The following is a 19,095-nucleotide window of genomic DNA, read 5'->3' on the forward strand; positions in this document are numbered from 1 at the left end:
ATCAGAACGGGCGCAAACGTGGCAGATTGATCGTCCGGCTCAGCCAGGCGTGACCAAGAAAGGCGACCCCGCCAGCCATTGCGATGACCTGAAGCGGCATGGACATTTCCTGCCCAAGCATGTCGGCGAGGCTCTGCAAAACAGGGGAAACCAACGCCAATCCGAGCACCAGCAAGCAGCCTGCAACCAGGCGCAGGACCAGCTCGATGCGCAAGCGCCTCCGGGCGACACGCTCCATCACACGGGTCCGGAAGGCCCGGTCATTGGCCGGTGCCGCATCGGCGGCGAAGAAGTCAGCAAGCGGATCAGTCTTGTCCATCACCCACTCCCAGGATTTCAGCGAGGCGCGCACGCCCTCGCAATACATGTGATTTTACAGTCCCCAGCGGCATTTCCAAGACGTTTGCGGCATCGCCATGCGACCAGCCCTCGCCGAGGCAGAGCGAGACCGCGGCGCGCTGGTCTGGCGGCAGCTGCCCCAGCGCCTGCCGCAGGGCGATGGCGCGCTCGGTCTGGGGTGTCTCGCTATCCGGACGCAGGTCCTGCCAGTCATCGTCACGCTGGCGCGCGCGAGCCATGGACCGTGCCTGGCCCTTGGCCTTGCGCCAGGCAATCGAGAACAGCCAGGTCTTCAAACGCTCCGGATCGCGCAGCCGGCGCAATTCCGTCCAGCCCGCCAGGAAGGTCTCCTGGGCCAGATCATCGGCATCCGCATCATAAGGACACAACCGGCACAAAAATGTGCGGATCGCCCCCTGATACCGGTCGACGATCCGCCCATAGGCCGCGTCATTGCCCGAGCGGGCCGCCGCGACCAGCGCCGCGTCCGTCGGTTGCGAGCGCATCGGTCAGCCTATTTCTTGCCCTTGAAGAAGGACGATACGAAAAAAGCCGCCGACAGGACGACGAAGATCATCGCGACAAAATAGGCGACCTGGCCGATACCGATCAGGCCGACATAGCCCTCATAGGCAAACACCGCCGCAAAGCCGGCAAACAGGATCACAAGGAAGGCATTGCTGCCGGTTCCATAGTTCGACCGGTCGCCGCTCGTGCCCTGATCCAGGTCCGACCAATCCGGACGTCCTTCCGGATCATCCAGGCTGGCGATCAGGTCGGCCGGCGGCTCCTTGCCGGAGGCGGCATAGGTCTTCAGCAGGTCAATCTTGGCCTGGGTCCGCTTGTAACGCATGAAACTGCCCCAGCCAGCGGCAACGAAAAAGCCCAGCGGGAAAAGCAGCCACCAGTAATTCTCGAAAATCTCGGCCATCGGGTCGATCTCCTGTTCGACAATCCACAATCGACCCGGCGATCACCGGGCCTTCACACCTGTGTCGCCGCCAAGCGACGGGTTGGATGCAGGTCGATGAAATTTATTGCAGGACGGGTGTGAAACAGCAGCCCTGGACCAGTCTCGACACACCGTCAGGAGAGCGCATGTCCACACTGGCCTGCCAACCATAGCGACGATCACTCATCCCGTCCGAGCATTGCCCGCTGGCAATCACCGCCACGCCCTCGGCGGCGCCGCTGAGATAATAGACATGAGGGTCGGGTCGGGCACGGGCGGTACGGGCATCAACCACGTTCAGCGCCAATTCCGCCCCCAGGCTTTCGCCATCATAATAGGTCGCATCCCCGCTCTCGTGCAGTTGCAGGCCCCAGAAGGGCTCCGTGCCACTGCACTGCAATCCGCCCGGCGCATCGAACTCGCCAATGGCCGGTCGTTCCATGCGCAGAAGATAAGCGAGATTGATCCAGCCCTCGCCCTCACCAGCGATGACGCGGCCCCAGCCATGGCGCTCTTCAAGAACTTCGACACGGCTCGCATTGGGCGACAGCGTGTCGACAATCGCCGCCGTCGGGTTGGCGGTGGCGCGGACGTTCAGCGTGTCGGTCTGATCGACATTGACGACCCGATAGAGCTGCGGCTGGGCCTGTGCCGTGCCGCAGGCAAACACAATGGCCAACAAGCCAATCAGATGACGCATGGTTTCCCCCTCAGGCAAGACCCCGCCAGCCTAGCCATGCCGGCGGGATTTGTCTTGTCCGTTGGGGCCGGTGCGCTGTCATGCCCGCTCGATCGGCAGATAGATGTCAGACCGCAACTCGGCCGCCGGCCTGCTGTCCGGATCATCGACATATTCGACATGCAGCGGCCTGTCGGCGAACCTGCCCAGACCACCATCAAGCACCGCCGCGTAAAGGCGGTCGATACTGTCATGCAGGCTGTCATAATCGCCAACATGACGCAGGCGGGCATGATCGCCACCGGCCAGTGCGATCAGCTCGATCCCGTCCGGCGCTTCGATATCGCCGACCGCAATCGCACAATCAAAATGCAGGCCGGCCGGGTCCGTGAAACGGGGATCCTCATGCCAGACGCCGTAAATGCCGCGCAGGGCATCCATCGGGTGTTGGCTGAACACGCTGGCAAACAGGCGCTCATAGGCCTGGTTGAGTTCGGCATAGGCGCCGATATTGCGGATCGCGAGCAGGCGCAGCGGCGCCGTGGAGACAATCTCGACGGCCAGCGGCACAGCCTCCCCGCCCCCCTTGTGGGCGGGGCGCAGCAATTGGTCGATCAGGTCGACGCGTCCGGCGCGCACATCGCTCGCCGAACCACCGGTCGCCGCCCGGAAGGCGCGGGCATATGACTGGCTCGACCCGTAGCCGGCGCCACCGGCTGCACGGGTGATGGACTGATCCGCATTCTGCAATTCGGGCACCGTCCGGGCCAGACGCACGCGACGGATCGTGTCACCTGGCGTCTCCCCGGTCATCAAGCGATAGACCCGGTGAAAGTGATAAGGCGAGAGCGCCGCGACGGCGGCAAGCGCCTCCACGGACAGCCCGGCCTCACTGTCGGCCTGCTCAATATGCGCAAGCACGCGCTCGATCCGTTCGGCATGGCGAAGGCGGCTGTCCGGCATCATGATCGTCACTCCTGTTGTGGTGAACCATGATGCCGGTCTAGCCGGTCCGGCAAGGGCAGGCGGTCCCGATCTTGCGCTTTTGCAATCTCAGCGCTGCAAGGGATGGGTCGTGAAATCGGGCAGGTCGACGACAATTTCCGATCGGCTCACCGCCCCGCCGCGCATGAAGGCATGCATGACCTCGCCGACTTCCGGCGTGGTCATGAAGAGATTGTGGCCGGCATTGCGGACAATCACCTGGGTGACATTGTCCAGCCCCGCCACCGCCTCCACTTGCGCCTGCGGATAGGTGCGTCCATCCAGCGTGCCGGTCAGCAGCAGGACGGGCGTGTCACCGCTCGGCCCGCGGCGGAAATCATCGCCCAGATCGAGGCCCGAAATCGCGCCGGCCAGCTGCGGCATCGGGAAATTGAGATAGGAGCCGACCAAGCCGCTCCCGGCCTGCGCTTCAAACAGGGCCAGACGCTCGGCACTGACCCCGGAGGCAATATCCATCGCGGTCGGCATCGCGCGCAGGGAGATCCCCTCTCCCGGGTCCGCGAAATAGGACAGCAGCATGATCGCCAGCGTCGGATCACCGGCATCAAGAGCGCTGTAGAGCGCCGGCAGGATGCGCGCACTGTCCGGATCGGCGATCAGGCCCGAGGCGAATTGCTGCATGTGATGGCGTTGCAGCAGGAAGGGGATGCTGGACCCGTCCGATTGCGGCAGGTCGAGCATCATCGGCTCCGCCTCAAGCCGGGCATGAACCCGGCGCATCAAGCCGGCAATGTCCGGATAAAGCGCCGCGGCGGCGGGCTGGCTATCCACGGCCGCCTGCAAGCGCGCGAAATAGGCATCGGTCCGGGCTGGCAGCTTGACCGTCTGGTCGAGGCCTTCGGCACTGGCGATGATCACCCGGTCGATCTCGTCAGGGATGTCGTTCAGCGCCGCCAGGGCCAGATGGCTGCCATAGGAAATGCCCCACAGCGCGATCCGGTCCGCCCCGAGATGACGCCGCAGATCCGACAGGTCGGCGACGCTTTCACGCGTCGTATAGCCGAGAAGATCAACGCCCTCGGCGGCCCAGAAGGCCGTGCAGGTATCAAGCGCTGCGCGATAGCCGGCCACGATATCGGCATCGCTGCGTTGCTGGCTTTCATCCGTCAGCTGGGCGGATTGGCAGGCTGGCGGTTGGTCCGACAGGCCGGTACCGCGCTGGTCGAACGCAATCACATCGCCATGCTGGCGCATCGCCATGAACAACGGGAAGCGTCGGCCCTGCGCCGTACCGGACCCGGATCCGCCCGGACCGCCGGCCAGATAGACGATGGGTGGCCCCGCAACCTCACCCGTGGCCGGAAAGCGGACATAGCTGACCGTGATCAGCCGGCTGTCGGGATCAGCGCGGTTCTCGGGCAGCTGCATCTCGCCGCGAAAGGCTTCGACCGTCTCGCCGCTCTGGGCCGTGAAGGTCATCGGCGTTTCACCCGGCGTGTCCGCGAAAACCGCATCAAGGGGCGCCAGCGCCAGCACGGCGCCTGCCATCAGGCCGGTGCGCAAGGTGAGGTAAATGGATGTCATGGCGGTCTCCGCTGCTGTTGCATGCCCCCCGGCACGCCGTCAGGAAAGCCCGCCAATGCGGCACAAACACGCGTTAATCGTTCAGCGGCAGTGAAGGACCGACAAGTGGCGGGACGTCGGACCGCGTCACCGCTAGTCTGGCAAACATGACCGTTCGCCCTCGTCCTCTCGCCGCCCTGTTTGCGGCCTGCCTCGCCTTTGCCGTCTCAGGCCTCGCCGCGCGCCTAGACGCCCAACCCTTGACCCATGTCGCCCTCGAACCGGTCCGCGTCTGTCGGGCCTCGGACCAGGACCAAGGCCCACCGGACTATGACGACCCGGCCTGCGAGACAGTTTCGGTATTCGAGCTTGATCCCCAGGGACGGCATATCTGGGCGAGATTGCGCCTGCCGCTCGACGCGGCCGGGCTGGACGGAACCGGGCCCTATGGCCTGATCGTCATGGGCAAGATGTCGAGCGAGGTTTTTCTAAATGGCAGCCGGATCGGGGCCAATGGACGCCCGGCCGACGACCGCGCCGGCGAGATCGCCGGTCGCATTGATGCCAGCCTCTTCGTCCCGCACACCCTGGTCCGGGACGGCGACAATGTGGTCGATATCCGCATGTCCTCACACCGCGGCTGGGTTCGCCTGGCATCGCCGATCCATGCGGTCCTGTTTGGTCGCTATCAGGATCCGACCCGCACCATCAGCGCCGCCTATTGGCCGAGCCTCATCACCTTCGGGGTGTTCCTGATCGGTCTCGTCTTTTTCGGGGTAACGGCCTGGCGCAATGAGGAGCGCGAAGCCTCGCTGCTGCTGGCGGCGGCGTCATTGTTTGCTGGCAGCGAACTCCTGGTCGAGTCGGCGCGCGGCCTGGTCGCCTATCCCTACCCGTTCCACGATATCCGCCTGGTGCTGATCACCGTCTGCGCCGCCGGCTTCAGCCTGTGTCTGCTGGCCTATCTTTTCAAACGCATGACCCGGCTCGCATGGCTTTCCCGCTTTGCCCGCCTGTCGGCAATCGTGCTGACAATGGCCGTCGTCGTCGCGCTGATGCCCGGCTTTGACGGCAAGACCGCCGGCGTTCTTTTCACCGCCATTGCCGCCGGCCTGGCCGGGTCGGCCCTGTGGGCAATCCGGCGCAGACCCGGCGCAATCGGACTGGTCATCCTGTTCGCCCTGACGGGTTCGGCGCTGTGGCAGTTCGGATCAGGCTTTCTGGATATCGGGTATTTCTATACCGCCGCCGGGATACTCGCCTTCCTGATCTATCAGCAGGCCCAGTCCCTGGTCGCGGAGCGCCGCCAGCGCCGGGTCGAGACCCGCCGTGCGCTGCAGCTGGAAGCCGCCCTCGCCCAAGCCCGTCAGAAATCCGCCCCGGCCCAGATCCAGCTCGTGAGCGCCGGCCGGGTCGACTACGTCTCCAGCGACCGCATCGTCCAGCTGAAGGCGGCCGGTGATTATGTCGAGCTGCATTTCCAGGACGGCGCCACCACGCTCTATACCGGTACGCTCGGCGGGCTGGAGAGCGAATTGCCGCCAGCCTTCCTGCGGGTCCATCGCTCGCACATCGTCAACACGCTCTTCGTTTCCGCGCTGGAACGCGAGGCCAGCGGAACCGGCCGGCTGATCCTCGCCAACGGCACTCAAGTGCCGGTCAGTCGCCGCATCATGCCGGCCGTCCGCACGGCACTGGCAAGCAAAGCTGTGGACAATGCCGACTGAACGCTTGTCCCGCGAACGCCCTTCAACCTAACGTTCAGCCGGATCGACAAAGGGGCGACGCATGCGACTTCGGACAAGAAACGGCCAACTCACGCTGGGAAGCATCTACAAGCTGGTTGTTACCGGCTGGACGCTGGCCTGGTGCATGCTGTTCGCCATCTTCTTCGTATTGATGATCTTGATGGCCCTGACCGGCGCCCCGGTGACCGTGAACAACTCCTCCGTCACCGGACTTGGCCCTGTCTTGCTCGCATCATTGCCGATGATGGTGTTGATGCCGGTGATCGTCATCATCCAGGCCTTGATATTCGGCGGCTTATTCGTGCTGGCGATGATGATCTACCGCATGTTCCGACCGATCACGGTCGAGACCGACAATACCGGCGTGTTCGGCTGACCCGACAACACCGTCACCGGGCCGGCCTAGTAATGCGGCGGCTTGGTGACTTCCGGGCCGGGGGCTGCTGCCTCCAGGTCTTCCAGCCGGGCCAGCATCTTGTTGACGCGCCGGGTCAGCCGGTCCAGCTCCTCGCGCTGGGCGAGGATGACACTGTTGAGATCATCCACCGTCTGGTCCTGATGGGCGATATGCGTCTCGAGCGCTTCGATGCGCGCTTGCAGGATATCAATCACGGCACTCTCCACTCGGCCAATCGCGCCGCAATCTATCCGATCGCGGCGCGGATCAAAGCCGCGAAGGCTGCTTATGTCGTCGCGGCGTAGACCGGTCAGACCCGGGTCATGACGACAGCAAGCAGCCGGGCGCTGGCATACAGGCCGAGACCGAACACGGCATGGCTGACCACGCTGTGCAGACGCGAGAGCCAGGGCATTGGTGTGCGGCTGGCCGCGACACCGGCGCCCAGGGCCGGTTGCAGGACGAGAAAGGGCGCCAGTACCGTGGCAACACCGACCATGAGCGCCGCCCCGGGCGTCGGGTCTTGCAGCCAGCCGGGCCCGGTGATGGCAATCAGCACGCCTGCAAAGATGACCCCGGTGAGGAAATGGATCAACCAACCGACCACCGCTTCGCCCGCCGTCACAGCCCCTCCCGTCCGGCCGGTATCAAACCGCCCACGGACACGACCGATGGCCCAGCGACCAACGCGGCCATAGTCCAGTGGCGGCACGCCCAGCCAGCGCTGGCGCAACCAGACCCAGGCATCAAGCACCAGGCTGGCACCGATCCCGATGGCGATGATGGATGACAGGGTCGCCCCGACATCGCTCATGAGCCGGCCTCGACAAGCGAGCGAATGGCTTTGATCTGCCAGCAGGCCGCGTTGAAACGGACGAACTGGTTCTCGATGAATGGGACCATCGCCTCAACCATCGCCGCCAACACCGAGCGCTGTCGTTCGGGATCGAGTTGGTCATAGATGCGCCCGACCGGCCCCAGACGGATCAGATAGCTCTCGAGCGCGCTGCGCGGAAACTGGCAGCCTATATCCAGTGGTTCAAAGCGGATATCGCGCCAGCCGGCATCGGCCAGCAAAGCCGTCACACGTTCGGCATCACCCCAGCGGAACTGGCCCGGACCGTCAGGGTCGGATCGGGGAAGCTCAGCCAGGATCGGCGCCACCGCCCGCGCCGCCGCGGTCATGAAGGGATTGTCCTCCGCAACGCGCCAGACCACGGCATCAAGCTGGCCGCCCGGCGTGACGGCGGTCAGCAGATTGCGCAGCGCCGCCACCTCGTCTGCAAAAAACATCATCCCGAAGCGTGACTGGACCCGGTCGAACCGGCCCGGCAGGAAATGATGGGTCTCGGCGTCCGCACAAATCAGCTCGACACCGGCGCGGGCATCACGGACCCGGCGCCGGGCGGCCTCCAGCATGGGCGCGGAGATATCGATACCCACCACCCGCCCGGCCTCGCCCAAGCGTCGCGCCGCCGCGACCACGGTGGCGCCGGTGCCGCAACCGACATCGAGCACCCAGTCGCCACTGCCGGGCGATACCGCCTCGACCAGCCGGTGTTCAAACGCCTCGAAAGTCGCATCGAGCAGGGCCTGGCTCGCCACCCAATTCGCTCCGGACGTGCCCGCCCAGCCGGTATCCTGCGTCAATTTATCTGTCTGTGCGGACATGCCGCCCTCCTCATCCTGGCTTGCGGATCAACCGCGATGAGGGCATGCTGCCACTTCAAGTTAACTTGAGGTCAAGAGCGTGACTGCACTCGATATCTCCGTGATCGCCCGGCGCTCCGGCCTGCCGGCCTCAACGCTGCGCTATTACGAGGAAAAGGGCTTGATCCGATCCGTGGGCCGGCACGGGCTGAAGCGGGTGTTTGATGACGATGTATTGGAACGGCTGTCGCTGATTGCGCTGGGCCGCGCCTCCGGCTTCTCGCTCGACGAGATCGCAGCGGTGCTCGGCACCGATGGTCGCCCGAAGATCGACCGCGGCATGCTGACTGACAAGGCGGACGAGCTTGACCGCACGATCCGCCTGCTCAGCGCCATGCGGGACGGGTTGCGACATGCGGCGGAGTGCCAGGCGCCCAGTCATCTGGAATGCCCGAGTTTCCAACGTTTCATGCGGGCCGCCGCAGCGGGCCGTCTGCGCGGCGCCGATCCGCGACAGCGCGGCTGATCAGGCTCAGCGCGACGCCCTGACGGTCAGGAAAGCGGCGTTCAGGACACCGAAATCGGTTTGCGGGCGCGCGGCTTTTTCGGCGCGGCCGGCTTGGCCACGGCGGCAGTCTTGGCTTCCATGGCAAGGCGAGCCTCGCGCAGGGATTTCAGCTGGGCGGAGCGCTCAACTGCTTCTTCATCGAGCAGGGATCGCACCGTGCTGTCCGTGATTTCGGCGCGGGACTGGGCCGTTTTCGGCGTCGTGCGCAGCAGGTCGGCATAGGGTGTGGTCATGAGCGGTCTCCTGAAGGTCTGAAGAAAAACAAAGAGGCCGGGCAATCGCCCGACCTCTTCAATCTCGTCACCAGGCGCGTGATGCGCCGGTCGGAGCAGTCGGCTTAAACGGTCTGAAGATTTTCAGCCGCGTTCTTGCCGGAGCGCTTGTCCTGGACGACTTCAAAGGTCAGCTTTTGACCTTCGCTGATCGTCGACAGGCCCGAACGCTCGACAGCAGAGATGTGCACGAAAACGTCGGTCGAGCCATCATCCGGCTGGATGAAGCCAAAACCTTTGGAAGTATTGAAGAACTTAACGGTACCAGTAGCCATGACGAGATCCTTTTCAATCAGTCACATTTGGGTGGGCCCCGCCGACCGCGTGTCGACGAATGCCCGAAGTGTCGAAATTTGAAAGGGAAGAGCGTCAGGAAGGCGACAAGTCGCGCCCGGAAGATTCGGCAATCAAGTTCGAGTGAGCGCTATATGGGGGTTGTCCGGGGATTTGGCAAGGCAAATCGCTTTGGGGGGCGGTCAAAGGCAAGTCGCATGTATTGACAATGTATATACTGATGATCAAATTCATTGCATGACCAAGGATCGCCAATTTCCCGGCAAGGCCAAGCCTGGCACCCCGCTGGCCGTCGCCGACCAGGCCGGCACGACCAAGGGCAGCATCAATCTTCGCATTGAAGGCCAGACCCGGACGCTGATCGACGAGGCAGCCGCCTCGTTGGGCAAGTCGCGCACCGAATTCATGATCGACACCGCCCGCAGCCGCGCCATCGACGTCCTGCTCGACCGCAGGCTCTTCCAGCTCGATCCGGATGCCTTCGACGCCTTCGCTGATGCGCTGGAGACGCCGGCCGATCCCGGCGAAAAACTGACCGCACTAATGCAGCGCCGGCCGGCATGGACGGCCTGAGCGCGCCGCAAGCGATCAACGCGGCGCACGACCTCGCAGCTTTCGACTGCGGCGAGCCCGCCCTTGATGACTGGCTCAAACACCGGGCCCTGAAGAATGAGAGCCGCTTTTCGCGGACCTATGTCGTGTGCGAGGGCGACACGGTCGTCGCCTATGTCAGCCTGTCCGCCGGATCTGTCGAACGGTCAGCGGTGCCCGGCAGGCTCCGCCGCAATGCGCCGGACGCAATCCCGGTGGCGATCATCACGCGGCTGGCCGTCAGCCGCAGCCATGCCGGCCAAGGCCTCGGCCAAGACCTCCTCGCCGACGCCCTGCGCCGCATCGCCATCGCCTCACGAACCATCGGCATCGCCGCCGTGTTGGTTCACGCCAAGAGCGAGGCAGCGAAACGCTTTTATATGCGGTGCGCCGAGTTTCAGGCCTGGCCGTCGGATGGTCGGGTATTGTTTTTGCCGGTGGGGGTGTTGGTGAAGGCGCTCGGTTGAGGGAAGCGCCCCCGTCACTCACCCTTCCCTTTTCCCTTCCCCTCACCATTTTTCCCGGAAGCGCGTCAGCGCTATCCGGGACCTACGGGAAACTCAGCGCTTCAAGGCAAGTCCGGTCGGCCCCGGGTCTTCGCCCGGGAAAAATGGCGTGAGGGATTGGGCGCTGGCGGCTGGCTTTGAGAGCGGGCGCGCAGAGCACTCCCAGCCATACATCCCTTGCCGAGAGATAGCCGTATCCGGTTCTTGAGCTCAAGGGTTTCAACCGCGAAGCGGCGCTACGCGCCCTTGACCTCAAGAACCGGATACGGCCCGCTGGCTGACAAGGGAGGTATGGGAAGAGGCATGACCTAACTACGCGGCATACCGATAACCGCTAGACGATAGAAGCGATCACTTCTAGGGGCGCATTAAACGCGCGCCATCGCGGTCCATCCGCTCGGCACGCTGCGAGACGTCAACCACAGCACACCTAACCGGGAAGTACCTACAGATCGTCCCGAGAATGACGCAGACGCCATGCTCAGGATCAATAAGCTTAAACACATGCCCGACAGATTCTTCAATGATCGCAAAATCACCAATGATTGCTCCTGGGACAACTGGTCCAGCTGAGCAATTGAGCAAAAAATCATCCAACCGTTCGTCAAAATGCTCGATCGCATTTCGCAATTGACGATCTTTCAATGGATTAGTATCCGAAACTTCGAAGGCATCCCGCAACTTGATTGCTCGAGACTGAGTGTAGTTATCGCGCCTCGTTGGCCAAAAATACCTAGACACTGACGATGCGTGCGACAGCGCTTCTTGCAAATGCGCCATCGCAACATTCGGGTCGTCAACATTTTCGAGCGCTGCGTCCAAAGCATCGAACGACATGCGTGCTCGGTTGGCCGAATACAGCAAGCTGCTGATGTAGAAAGCCTCGTACTGGGGAACGATCCCGTCGTATTGTTGTACGATCAGATCTGCACGCCGCTTTTTCTCCTCCGAGTCCACCCCCTACTCCCACTCAATCGTCCCCGGCGGCTTGCTGGTCACATCATAGACCACGCGATTAACTCCGCGCACTTCATTGATGATCCGTGTCGCAACACGGCCCAGGAAGTCGTGGTCATAGGGGTAGTAGTCGGCCGTCATGCCGTCGACGGAGGTCACGGCGCGCAGGGCGAGGACGGCGTCATAGGTGCGTTCATCGCCCATCACGCCGACCGTATTGACTGGCAGCAGGACCGAGAAGGCCTGCCAGATCTCGTCGTAAAGGCCGGCCTTCTTGATTTCCTCGATATAGATGGCGTCGGCCTTGCGCAGGATGTCGGCCTTTTCCTTGGAGACGGCGCCGGGGATGCGGATGGCGAGGCCCGGTCCCGGGAAGGGATGACGGCCGACAAAAGCGTCCGGCAGGCCGAGCTCACGGCCCAGCGCGCGGACCTCGTCCTTGAACAGCTCGCGCAGCGGCTCGACCAGCTTCATCTTCATGCGCGCCGGCAGGCCACCGACATTATGGTGCGACTTGATGGTGACCGAGGGCCCGCCATCAAAGCTGACGCTTTCGATCACATCAGGGTAGAGCGTGCCCTGGGCGAGGAAGTCGGCGCCGCCAGCCTCCTTCGCCTTCTCGTCGAAGACATCGATGAACAGGCTGCCGATGATCTTGCGTTTCTTCTCCGGGTCATCAACGCCTTCCAGTGCCGACAGGAAGAGATCCTCGGCTTCGGCATGGACAAGCGGGATATTGTAATGCTCGCGGAACAGGGTGACGACCTCATCGGCCTCGCCCTGGCGCATCAAACCGGTATCGACGAAGACACAGACCAGCTGGTCGCCGATGGCTTCGTGCAGCAGCACCGCCGCAACTGAGCTGTCGACCCCGCCGGACAGGCCGCACAACACCCGCTTGTCACCAACCTGTTCGCGGATCTTGGCGATCGCCTCATCCTTGAAATTGGCCATCGACCAATCCCCGGTCAGACCGGCGATCTGGTGGGTGAAATTGTTGAGCAGAGCCGCCCCACGCGGCGTGTGCACGACTTCCGGGTGGAATTGCACGCCGTAGAAACGGCGTTCCTCATCGGCGATGGCCGCAAAGGGCGCATGGCCGGACTTGGCAATGACCTTGAAGCCTTCGGGCAACGCCGCGACGCGATCACCATGGCTCATCCAGACGCGTTCCTCATGACCGATCGGTCCAAAACCGGCAAACAGCGGGCTGTCCTCGATCAGGGTAATATCCGCCCGCCCGAACTCGCGTTCGTCGGAGGCTTCGACCCGGCCGCCCAGCTGGGCGCACATGGTCTGCTCGCCATAGCAGATGCCCAGCACCGGAATGCCGCGTGTGAAGACGGATGCATCGGCGCGCGGAGAATTGTCCCAATGGGTGGAATGCGGCGAGCCTGACAGGATGATCGCCTTGGGATCGTAGGCATCGATGAACGCGGCATCGGCGCGGTTATAGGGGTGGATTTCGCAAAACACGCCGCTTTCGCGGACACGGCGCGCGATGAGCTGGGTCACCTGGCTGCCGAAATCGATGATAAGGAGTTTGTCGTGTTGATCAGTCATGGGCGTTCGCACCCGCGCGCGCAGGTGTCCCGGAGGTCAGATTGTGGGGAGATGGCAGAAACATCTGTCAGCATGTGGCCCGATAGCGCGAGTCAGTCCGCTTGACCAGTCCCGGGCGACGCCGGACCTGCGCTTTGGCAGATTTTGCCCGGAAAACCGGCCGGCGGGCTTGAACCGGACCTCAAGCACGCGCAGGTAAGGCAGGTGCCGCTGCCAAGGAGTGCTGTCATGCGTCTGCCCGCCCTTCTCAGTCTTGTTGCCTTGCTTGCTGCTTGTTCCCAGCCGGTTACCGGCGCCGACTGGCGGCTCGACAGCGAGGCTTCGCACCTGGGCTTTGTCTCGATCAAATCCGGCGACGTCGCCGAGGCGCATCACTTCACCGGGCTTCGCGGATCGGTCGACGGCCAGGGCCGGGCCGAGCTGGTCATTGACCTCGACACGGTCGCGACCGGCATCGATATCCGCAATGAGCGCATGCGTGAGCATTTTTTTGAAACGGGTGAATTCCCGCAGGCGCGGATCACCACCACGCTCGACCTCGCAGCCTTGGCCGATCTGGACATTGGCGAGCGTCGCCCGCTGACGCTCGAGGCGGTAATCGACCTGCACGGGGCCTCGGCCAATATACAGGCCGACGTCATGGTCACCGATATTGACGGGCATAATGTGCTTGTTGAAAGCCACGGACCGGTCTTGTTGCACACGGCTGATTTCGGCCTGACCGACGGTCTCGCGACCTTGCAGGACCTCGCCGGTCTGCCCTCGATCACACCGGTCACACCGGTCACCTTCTCTCTGGTTTTCACGCGCGGCTGATCATCCCGCTTGGCGAGACACGGTGGCCCGGGTCAATCTTGCGCGAACAACCGGTCGCGCGATGATCGGCCCGCTGACCGGAGTTTAAATGCCGACCGCCCGTCCCCACGCCGAGATCATCGAGCTGCAATACCTGCGGGCGATCGCTGTCATGATGGTCGTGGTCGGCCATCTGCACCAGGCCGGAAGCCGGTTTCTCGGAGCCGACGGGTTCGGACCCGTCGGGTTTACCGGATTTGCCGGCGTCGACGTGTTCTTCGTCATTTCCGGCTTCATCATCCACACGCTCTACCGTCAAGCCGACGGCCCGTCCCTCGCCTTCGGGCTGAAGCGGTTGAACCGGATCTTCCCGCTCTACTGGATTTTCACGGCGCTGGTCGCCATCGGTTACATGCTGATCGGTGACCAGTTGGGCTTTGCCGATCAGTCCATCGATTGGGTAACCAGCCTGAGCCTGCTGCCTACCGGTCAGCCGCCACTCCTGCTGGTCGGCTGGACGCTGACCCATGAGCTCTACTTCTACCTCGTCTACGGGCTTGCGCTCTTCCTGCCACGGCGCTGGAGACTTGCGGCGGCGGGCCTCTGGGCCGGGCTGACCCTTCTTGCCATGACCGATATTCTGCGCCCCGGCCCGCCTTGGGCAGTACTGGCCCTGAGCGGCTTCAACCTGCAATTTCTCGCCGGCATCGTGCTGGCGGAGTTCCGCGACCGGCTACCGAGCATGCGCGGTGCGGCAAGCCTGCTCGCCGTGCTGGGCTTTGCACTGGCCGCCGTCTGGACCGGACGCTTTGGCATTGAAGGTCTGGCCCACGCGGACACCCGGGCGATGATCTTCGCCCCGCTCGCGATTGGTATCGTCGCTGCAGTTCTGGCCTGGCAACCACGCTGGCCACGCGGCTTCGCGGCAGTCGGTGACTGGTCCTATGCCATCTATCTCGGCCACCTCTTGGTCATCAGCGTGTTGGCGCGTCTGCTGCCCGATCTCATCCCCGGCGCACTGTCGGGCCTGCTGGTATTGTATGCGACCGGCCTGACCGGCAGCATCGCGCTCGGGGCACTGGCCCACCGCTGGGTCGAGCGGCCCTTATTGGTCGCGGGAAAGCAGCTGATCAGCCGCGTCAGTCGGCCCGGACGACCGCGAACCTAGCGACCGACAGACACGGGACTCGGTCAGGTTACGCCTGCATGAACTTTCCGTAACACATTGAACTATTGTAACTTATTCCGCAGTCGATCGACTGGTAATCCGTGCTGACAAGTCCTCCCCGGATCGGTCATGCAGTACGCTGTCGGAAAATCTCCCATCTTCATTGGCGGCGCGCCGCGCTCCGGCACGACCTTGTTGCGCGCCATGGTCAATGCCAGCCGCAATATCGTGTGCGGCCCGGAAATGCGGATCATCCCGGCGCTATGCCATCTCGCCGAACAGATCGAAACCGGCCAGGCCGACATGCTGGAACGTGGCTATGGCCTCGACCGGCAGGCCCTCAATGATCGCTTTGCCCGCACCATCGACAGCCTGCTCGCGCCCCTGCACGCCCGCACCGGGGCCCGCGTCGCCGAAAAGACCCCGGCCAATATCCTGCACTTTTCCCGCCTGCGGCAGATATTCCCGGACAGTCCGCTGATCGGCATTGTCCGCGATGGTCGCGACGTCGTTGCCTCCCTCCTGTCGATGGATTGGACTGATGGCAGCACCGGCCAGCCAATGGCGATCACGCGCGATGCCGAAGCGGCCGCCCGCCTGTGGTGCGCCAGCATTGATGCCGGCCGTCGGATGCACGGTGATCCGAATTATTTCGAGCTGCGCTATGAGGCACTGGTCAGCGATCCGGCCGGCACGATTTCCCCCTTGTTTGACGCGCTCGGCGAGGACGACGCGGCCAAGGCCCGGGCCCTCGATCACGCCCGCGAGTTTGACGCCGCCGCCGGCACGGCTGAATCCAGCGCCGGACGCGTCGCCGGTCCGGTCGACCGCCGGGCCATCGGACGCTGGCAGCAAGACCTCGACACCGCCCAGCGCGACACGGTGATGCGTATTGCCGGCCAGCATCTGGCTGATTTGGGCTATGTCTGACACGTCCGGCGCAGCGGCGCGCCGCGACGGGGCGGGCCTGATTTTTGCCGGTGGCTGCCCGCGTTCCGGCCTGACCGTGCTGCGCCGCCTGATCGAACCGCACCGCCATGTCCATTGCGGTCCCGACACCGGCCTGCCGCCCTCGATCGCCATGCAATGGCAGAATTTCGCCCGTGAGCTGGGGCCGCTGCACGCCCGGGATTTCGATCTCGGCGCCGAGGACATGCGCCAATCCATGGCCGAACTCCTGACCGGCATGATCAGCGCACCGTTGGATACACCGGGTGTCGAGGTCCTGGTTGAAAAGACCAGCCTCAATGTCGCTGCCTTTGATCCACTCGGACGCCTCCTGCCGCAGGCCCGCTTCATCCATGTCGTGCGGGATGGCCGCGATGTCGCCAACTCCCTGCTCGCCCGCGACTGGCGCGACCCGCAGGGCCGCCCCTTCCTGCATGTCAGCGATCCGGGCGCGGCGCTGAAATACTGGACCGACCTGACCGGTATCGGCCTCGCCGCCGAACGCAGCCTGGCAGGCCGTATTTGCCGCGTGCGCTATGAAGATCTGGTGACCCGACCCAAAGCGACCATGACGACTCTGATGACCTTCCTCGGCTTCAAGTTCGAACCGGCCCAGCTGCACTTCGCCACGAGACGCATCGAGCTGCACGGGCTGGAACACGACAGCGTGCCGCTGATCAACCAGCCCCTGACCCGGCGACGGGCGGGCGCGGGTTCGGCGCTGGATGGACAGGTGACCGCGGCAACGCGGCAAAGGCTGACCGAACTCGGATACGGACCGCAGGCGACCGCCGGCAAACGGCGGCGCAACGGCTGGAGATAGTTTTCATGGCAGGCGGAGCGGGCTGCGACGACCTTGCCATTTGCTGGCCACAGACCCACCGCAGAGAGCGCCCCGATGGCCTATTGCGTGTGTGGTGCCCGCGCTCACCGCGGCACTGGGGCTAGCATTCGTCTCGGCCTTCAACCTTCACGCCCATGCCGACCTGAAAATGCCCTGGTGGGGCGGTATCATTCAGCCGTCCATCACCCCACCCGCTCCATCACGCAGATGTAAAACCCGTCAGTGTCCGTCCGACCCGGCGAAAGCTGCAGCGCGCCATGTTCGGTGACGCAGGGTTCCAGCAATTCTTCCGCGCCGTCGCCAAGACCGCCAGAGCGGATCAGCACGTCCAGCACCGGCACCGGCTTGAATCCCTCGATCTTGTCGAGGAAGGCGTTGACCCGGTCGCCATTTTCTTCCGGCAGGACCGAGCAGGTGATGTAAACGAGGCGGCCGCCCGGCTTCACATAGCGATGACCGCGTTCCAGCACGATGTCCTGTTCGGCCATGCGCTTTTCCAGCGCCATCGGCTTCAACCGCCATTTGGCGTCGGGACGGCGGCGCCAGGTGCCGGTTCCGGTACAGGGGGCGTCGCAGAAGACGACATCCATTTTCTCAACAAAGCCGCCCAAGGCCTTGTCTTCGCTATCGTCGTGAACCTGGACATTGCGCACATCGGCGCGCTTGAGACGCGGCCAGATGGCGCGCAGCCGGCGCCAGTCAATGTCCCAAGCATGGACCTGTCCGGTATTGTGCAGCAGGGCTGACAGGGCCAGCGTCTTGCCGCCGGCACCGGCGCAATAATCCAGTATCTGCTCGCCTGCACGGGCGCCCGAGGCGAGCGCTGCCAGCTGCGAGCCGATATCCTGGACCTCGACCCAGCCCTTGCCATAGGCGGGAATGCTCTCGGCCGCCGCCGACTTGCCGCGCGGGTCGCGCTGCGGGATGCGAATACCTGAGCGCACCAAAGGGCTATTTTCAGCCGCTTTCAGTTTCGACGATACCTCTTTGAAAGCACGATCAAAATCGACCTTTGCTTCATTCACCCTGAGATCGACCGGAGCCCGTGAAGAGAGCCTCCGCCCCTCTTCCGCCGCCGCCTCACCAAAGGCCCGGATCAGGCTTTCTTCCAGCCATTCCGGCACGTCACCACGGATATGAAGCGGCGCGTCGGAAATGTCCCGCGCCAAGCCCTCTCGCTCGGCGTCGGTCAGCTTTTCCGGCGCGTGGTCATCACCGTCAAACATGGCGTCAATGGCATCGGCCTCGATGCCCCAAACCCGACCGACCGTGCCGATCGCCAGCGTGCGGGGCGCATCACCTTCCATCGCGAAGGCGGTCGAGGACTGGTGACGCAGCGCGTCGAGCACCAGCCCGCCAATCCAGGCCCGATCACCCGAGCCGGCAAAGCGGTGCGCCTTGCCCCAATCGCGCACGGCATCCTTCACCGGCTGGTGCTGGGTCTGGAGCGTGTCGAGAATCTCGATGGCCGCGGCAATGCGTGCGCCGTCTCTCATGTCGGATATCCGTCTTGCAGGGGCGCACTCGGGCGCGGTTTATTCGGCTGGGCGCCGGTATAGCACGCCGCCAGCTGGCGGCAGATGGCCTTGGGGTCGGTATAGATCCGGCGACCGCCCACGACCGCTTCGGGCTCGACATGGGCGATCGTGTCGTCGGCCAGGATGAGCGTCGGCGCATTCTGATGGTCCGCGTCCAGCAGCGTCACGATCTCCGCGCGCGGACGGGCATAGTCGATCCGCACCAGGGTGATCGCGTCCGCCCAGTGCGGATTGACCTTGAGTGCGCCCTCCATCGTGCAGCAATCGGCGCACAGCCAGGGACCGCCGTCTGCGTCGTCCCAGGCGCCGGTCAGCAGGAAGAGGATGTCCTGGCCGGTCTCGATCATCGGCTGGTCCTGCCTCATCGCGTGAAGATCCCGACCGCCAGCGTGATCCAAAAGGCCAGCAGGACGAAGACGCCGGCCGCGAAGCTGTAAAAGCGCCAGCGCAGATTATTGCTGGTGGTATGGATCACCGCATGGATGATGCGCAGCGCCGCCCAGACCCAGGCCAGCGCCGCGAGGACCGGGCCACCCAGACCCAGCACAAGCGCCAGGATGACACCGACGAAGAACAGGGTCGGCGTTTCCATCTGGTTCTGGAAGGCGTTGGAGACCTGCTGAACCTTGCGCGGCCAGGCGCGCTGGCCGAGCACGATATCGGCCGGCTTGACCTTTCCGGACCCGACCGCGCCGGTGCGCATCAACGCATTGGCGAACAGCAGGACAAAGGTCAGGGCGACTTGCACCAGAAGCGGATAAATCAAAGCGTCAGACAT

At 63.9% G+C, this 19,095-nt stretch carries 25 protein-coding genes; 9 read left to right on the plus strand and 16 right to left on the minus strand.

Going from position 1 to position 19,095, the window contains the following annotated elements; all coding sequences use genetic code 11:
* Nucleotide 1: 1 nt before the first annotated feature.
* The 6 genes from C7435_RS13250 to C7435_RS13275 all read right to left on the minus strand — a co-directional run bounded on the left by C7435_RS13250 (nucleotide 2) and on the right by C7435_RS13275 (nucleotide 4,499).
* On the minus strand, nucleotides 2-319 hold the full coding sequence (locus tag C7435_RS13250) for a hypothetical protein (RefSeq protein WP_121212057.1): 318 nt from the start codon (nucleotides 317-319) through the stop codon (nucleotides 2-4).
* Entirely contained in the window at nucleotides 306-845 is a 540-nt protein-coding gene (locus C7435_RS13255) for an RNA polymerase sigma factor (protein WP_121212058.1), read from the minus strand. Before C7435_RS13255 ends, C7435_RS13250 begins: the two co-directional genes overlap by 14 nt.
* 8 nt (nucleotides 846-853) lie before the next feature.
* On the minus strand, nucleotides 854-1,270 hold the full coding sequence (locus C7435_RS13260) for a hypothetical protein (RefSeq protein WP_143742960.1): 417 nt from the start codon (nucleotides 1,268-1,270) through the stop codon (nucleotides 854-856).
* Between the two features lie 103 nt (nucleotides 1,271-1,373).
* Nucleotides 1,374-1,991 (minus strand): SH3 domain-containing protein, encoded by a 618-nt coding sequence (locus C7435_RS13265; RefSeq protein ID WP_121212059.1) that lies wholly within the window; start codon nucleotides 1,989-1,991, stop codon nucleotides 1,374-1,376.
* Nucleotides 1,992-2,069: 78 nt separating this feature from the next.
* Nucleotides 2,070-2,936 carry an AraC family transcriptional regulator gene (locus tag C7435_RS13270; protein WP_121212060.1) on the minus strand — a complete coding sequence of 289 codons (867 nt, stop codon included), beginning with the start codon at nucleotides 2,934-2,936 and terminating at the stop codon, nucleotides 2,070-2,072.
* 87 nt (nucleotides 2,937-3,023) lie between these two features.
* On the minus strand, nucleotides 3,024-4,499 hold the full coding sequence (locus tag C7435_RS13275) for an alpha/beta fold hydrolase (protein WP_121212061.1): 1,476 nt from the start codon (nucleotides 4,497-4,499) through the stop codon (nucleotides 3,024-3,026).
* A gap of 146 nt (nucleotides 4,500-4,645) precedes the next feature.
* On the opposite strand from C7435_RS13275, the gene C7435_RS13280 reads away from it, so the two are divergent.
* Both C7435_RS13280 and C7435_RS13285 read left to right on the plus strand, forming a co-directional pair.
* Complete coding sequence (locus C7435_RS13280; protein WP_121212062.1) at nucleotides 4,646-6,205, plus strand: LytTR family DNA-binding domain-containing protein; 1,560 nt, start codon at nucleotides 4,646-4,648, stop codon at nucleotides 6,203-6,205.
* Nucleotides 6,206-6,266: 61 nt separating this feature from the next.
* Entirely contained in the window at nucleotides 6,267-6,602 is a 336-nt protein-coding gene (locus C7435_RS13285) for a hypothetical protein (protein ID WP_121212063.1), read from the plus strand.
* 26 nt (nucleotides 6,603-6,628) lie between these two features.
* Here C7435_RS13285 and C7435_RS13290 read toward each other — a convergent pair whose 3' ends face one another.
* The 3 genes from C7435_RS13290 to C7435_RS13300 all read right to left on the minus strand — a co-directional run bounded on the left by C7435_RS13290 (nucleotide 6,629) and on the right by C7435_RS13300 (nucleotide 8,294).
* Nucleotides 6,629-6,838 carry a SlyX family protein gene (locus C7435_RS13290; protein WP_075189626.1) on the minus strand — a complete coding sequence of 70 codons (210 nt, stop codon included), beginning with the start codon at nucleotides 6,836-6,838 and terminating at the stop codon, nucleotides 6,629-6,631.
* A 95-nt stretch (nucleotides 6,839-6,933) separates the two neighbouring features.
* Nucleotides 6,934-7,437 (minus strand): DUF2938 family protein, encoded by a 504-nt coding sequence (locus C7435_RS13295; RefSeq protein WP_121212064.1) that lies wholly within the window; start codon nucleotides 7,435-7,437, stop codon nucleotides 6,934-6,936.
* Nucleotides 7,434-8,294, minus strand: coding sequence for a class I SAM-dependent methyltransferase (locus C7435_RS13300; RefSeq protein ID WP_121212065.1), 861 nt, complete (start codon nucleotides 8,292-8,294; stop codon nucleotides 7,434-7,436). The genes C7435_RS13295 and C7435_RS13300 overlap by 4 nt, the downstream gene beginning before the upstream one ends.
* Before the next feature lie 79 nt (nucleotides 8,295-8,373).
* Between C7435_RS13300 and C7435_RS13305 the strand changes: the two genes are divergently transcribed.
* Nucleotides 8,374-8,799 (plus strand): helix-turn-helix domain-containing protein, encoded by a 426-nt coding sequence (locus C7435_RS13305; RefSeq protein WP_121212066.1) that lies wholly within the window; start codon nucleotides 8,374-8,376, stop codon nucleotides 8,797-8,799.
* Between the two features lie 41 nt (nucleotides 8,800-8,840).
* On the opposite strand, the gene C7435_RS13310 is transcribed toward C7435_RS13305, so the two are convergent.
* Together C7435_RS13310 and C7435_RS13315 are read right to left on the minus strand one after the other, a co-directional pair.
* A complete protein-coding gene (locus C7435_RS13310) occupies nucleotides 8,841-9,074 on the minus strand; it encodes a hypothetical protein (protein WP_075189622.1) in 234 nt (77 codons plus the stop codon).
* Between the two features lie 104 nt (nucleotides 9,075-9,178).
* Nucleotides 9,179-9,388, minus strand: coding sequence for a cold-shock protein (locus C7435_RS13315; protein WP_075189621.1), 210 nt, complete (start codon nucleotides 9,386-9,388; stop codon nucleotides 9,179-9,181).
* A gap of 256 nt (nucleotides 9,389-9,644) precedes the next feature.
* Here C7435_RS13315 and C7435_RS13320 point away from each other — a divergent pair, with 256 nt between their 5' ends.
* Together C7435_RS13320 and C7435_RS13325 are read left to right on the plus strand one after the other, a co-directional pair.
* Nucleotides 9,645-9,980: a type II toxin-antitoxin system TacA family antitoxin gene (locus tag C7435_RS13320; RefSeq protein WP_121212067.1), complete on the plus strand. Its 336-nt coding sequence runs from the start codon at nucleotides 9,645-9,647 to the stop codon at nucleotides 9,978-9,980.
* Nucleotides 9,968-10,465: a GNAT family N-acetyltransferase gene (locus C7435_RS13325; protein ID WP_121212068.1), complete on the plus strand. Its 498-nt coding sequence runs from the start codon at nucleotides 9,968-9,970 to the stop codon at nucleotides 10,463-10,465. Before C7435_RS13320 ends, C7435_RS13325 begins: the two co-directional genes overlap by 13 nt.
* A 396-nt stretch (nucleotides 10,466-10,861) precedes the next feature.
* Here C7435_RS13325 and C7435_RS13330 read toward each other — a convergent pair whose 3' ends face one another.
* Together C7435_RS13330 and guaA are read right to left on the minus strand one after the other, a co-directional pair.
* Complete coding sequence (locus C7435_RS13330; protein ID WP_121212069.1) at nucleotides 10,862-11,461, minus strand: hypothetical protein; 600 nt, start codon at nucleotides 11,459-11,461, stop codon at nucleotides 10,862-10,864.
* Between the two features lie 3 nt (nucleotides 11,462-11,464).
* Nucleotides 11,465-13,024 carry a glutamine-hydrolyzing GMP synthase gene (guaA, locus tag C7435_RS13335; protein ID WP_121212070.1) on the minus strand — a complete coding sequence of 520 codons (1,560 nt, stop codon included), beginning with the start codon at nucleotides 13,022-13,024 and terminating at the stop codon, nucleotides 11,465-11,467.
* 228 nt (nucleotides 13,025-13,252) lie between these two features.
* Here guaA and C7435_RS13340 point away from each other — a divergent pair, with 228 nt between their 5' ends.
* The 4 genes from C7435_RS13340 to C7435_RS13355 all read left to right on the plus strand — a co-directional run bounded on the left by C7435_RS13340 (nucleotide 13,253) and on the right by C7435_RS13355 (nucleotide 16,758).
* A complete protein-coding gene (locus C7435_RS13340) occupies nucleotides 13,253-13,840 on the plus strand; it encodes a YceI family protein (RefSeq protein ID WP_075189617.1) in 588 nt (195 codons plus the stop codon).
* An 88-nt stretch (nucleotides 13,841-13,928) separates the two neighbouring features.
* Nucleotides 13,929-14,987: an acyltransferase family protein gene (locus C7435_RS13345; protein WP_121212071.1), complete on the plus strand. Its 1,059-nt coding sequence runs from the start codon at nucleotides 13,929-13,931 to the stop codon at nucleotides 14,985-14,987.
* A gap of 129 nt (nucleotides 14,988-15,116) precedes the next feature.
* On the plus strand, nucleotides 15,117-15,917 hold the full coding sequence (locus tag C7435_RS13350; protein WP_121212072.1) for a sulfotransferase family protein: 801 nt from the start codon (nucleotides 15,117-15,119) through the stop codon (nucleotides 15,915-15,917).
* On the plus strand, nucleotides 15,910-16,758 hold the full coding sequence (locus tag C7435_RS13355) for a sulfotransferase family protein (RefSeq protein ID WP_121212073.1): 849 nt from the start codon (nucleotides 15,910-15,912) through the stop codon (nucleotides 16,756-16,758). Before C7435_RS13350 ends, C7435_RS13355 begins: the two co-directional genes overlap by 8 nt.
* Nucleotides 16,759-16,961: 203 nt before the next feature.
* Here the strand turns inward: C7435_RS13355 and C7435_RS13360 are convergent, their stop codons facing one another.
* From C7435_RS13360 to C7435_RS13370, 3 genes are read right to left on the minus strand one after another with little or no spacing between them, the layout of a single operon-like run.
* Nucleotides 16,962-18,275, minus strand: coding sequence for an RsmB/NOP family class I SAM-dependent RNA methyltransferase (locus C7435_RS13360; RefSeq protein ID WP_121212074.1), 1,314 nt, complete (start codon nucleotides 18,273-18,275; stop codon nucleotides 16,962-16,964).
* The gene (locus C7435_RS13365) at nucleotides 18,272-18,682 is read right to left on the minus strand and encodes a DUF3088 domain-containing protein (protein WP_121212075.1); all 411 of its coding nucleotides are present in this window, start codon (nucleotides 18,680-18,682) and stop codon (nucleotides 18,272-18,274) included. The genes C7435_RS13360 and C7435_RS13365 overlap by 4 nt, the downstream gene beginning before the upstream one ends.
* Nucleotides 18,679-19,095 (minus strand): MAPEG family protein, encoded by a 417-nt coding sequence (locus tag C7435_RS13370; protein ID WP_170150477.1) that lies wholly within the window; start codon nucleotides 19,093-19,095, stop codon nucleotides 18,679-18,681. The genes C7435_RS13365 and C7435_RS13370 overlap by 4 nt, the downstream gene beginning before the upstream one ends.

The organism is Maricaulis maris (assembly GCF_003634045.1).
Classification (GTDB): domain Bacteria; phylum Pseudomonadota; class Alphaproteobacteria; order Caulobacterales; family Maricaulaceae; genus Maricaulis; species Maricaulis maris.

Excerpts from the sequence above, each read along its gene's own strand:
- C7435_RS13250 (WP_121212057.1), bottom strand. The coding sequence starts at position 319 with ATGGACAAGACTGATCCGCTTGCTGACTTCTTCGCCGCCGATGCGGCA.
- C7435_RS13255 (WP_121212058.1), bottom strand. The coding sequence starts at position 845 with ATGCGCTCGCAACCGACGGACGCGGCGCTGGTCGCGGCGGCCCGCTCG.
- C7435_RS13260 (WP_143742960.1), bottom strand. The coding sequence starts at position 1,270 with ATGGCCGAGATTTTCGAGAATTACTGGTGGCTGCTTTTCCCGCTGGGC.
- C7435_RS13265 (WP_121212059.1), bottom strand. The coding sequence starts at position 1,991 with ATGCGTCATCTGATTGGCTTGTTGGCCATTGTGTTTGCCTGCGGCACG.
- C7435_RS13270 (WP_121212060.1), bottom strand. The coding sequence starts at position 2,936 with ATGATGCCGGACAGCCGCCTTCGCCATGCCGAACGGATCGAGCGCGTG.
- C7435_RS13275 (WP_121212061.1), bottom strand. The coding sequence starts at position 4,499 with ATGACATCCATTTACCTCACCTTGCGCACCGGCCTGATGGCAGGCGCC.
- C7435_RS13280 (WP_121212062.1), top strand. The coding sequence starts at position 4,646 with ATGACCGTTCGCCCTCGTCCTCTCGCCGCCCTGTTTGCGGCCTGCCTC.
- C7435_RS13285 (WP_121212063.1), top strand. The coding sequence starts at position 6,267 with ATGCGACTTCGGACAAGAAACGGCCAACTCACGCTGGGAAGCATCTAC.
- C7435_RS13295 (WP_121212064.1), bottom strand. The coding sequence starts at position 7,437 with ATGAGCGATGTCGGGGCGACCCTGTCATCCATCATCGCCATCGGGATC.
- C7435_RS13300 (WP_121212065.1), bottom strand. The coding sequence starts at position 8,294 with ATGTCCGCACAGACAGATAAATTGACGCAGGATACCGGCTGGGCGGGC.
- C7435_RS13310 (WP_075189622.1), bottom strand. The coding sequence starts at position 9,074 with ATGACCACACCCTATGCCGACCTGCTGCGCACGACGCCGAAAACGGCC.
- C7435_RS13315 (WP_075189621.1), bottom strand. The coding sequence starts at position 9,388 with ATGGCTACTGGTACCGTTAAGTTCTTCAATACTTCCAAAGGTTTTGGC.
- C7435_RS13320 (WP_121212067.1), top strand. The coding sequence starts at position 9,645 with ATGACCAAGGATCGCCAATTTCCCGGCAAGGCCAAGCCTGGCACCCCG.
- C7435_RS13325 (WP_121212068.1), top strand. The coding sequence starts at position 9,968 with ATGGACGGCCTGAGCGCGCCGCAAGCGATCAACGCGGCGCACGACCTC.
- guaA (WP_121212070.1), bottom strand. The coding sequence starts at position 13,024 with ATGACTGATCAACACGACAAACTCCTTATCATCGATTTCGGCAGCCAG.
- C7435_RS13340 (WP_075189617.1), top strand. The coding sequence starts at position 13,253 with ATGCGTCTGCCCGCCCTTCTCAGTCTTGTTGCCTTGCTTGCTGCTTGT.
- C7435_RS13345 (WP_121212071.1), top strand. The coding sequence starts at position 13,929 with ATGCCGACCGCCCGTCCCCACGCCGAGATCATCGAGCTGCAATACCTG.
- C7435_RS13350 (WP_121212072.1), top strand. The coding sequence starts at position 15,117 with ATGCAGTACGCTGTCGGAAAATCTCCCATCTTCATTGGCGGCGCGCCG.
- C7435_RS13355 (WP_121212073.1), top strand. The coding sequence starts at position 15,910 with ATGTCTGACACGTCCGGCGCAGCGGCGCGCCGCGACGGGGCGGGCCTG.
- C7435_RS13360 (WP_121212074.1), bottom strand. The coding sequence starts at position 18,275 with ATGAGAGACGGCGCACGCATTGCCGCGGCCATCGAGATTCTCGACACG.
- C7435_RS13365 (WP_121212075.1), bottom strand. The coding sequence starts at position 18,682 with ATGAGGCAGGACCAGCCGATGATCGAGACCGGCCAGGACATCCTCTTC.
- C7435_RS13370 (WP_170150477.1), bottom strand. The coding sequence starts at position 19,095 with ATGTCTGACGCTTTGATTTATCCGCTTCTGGTGCAAGTCGCCCTGACC.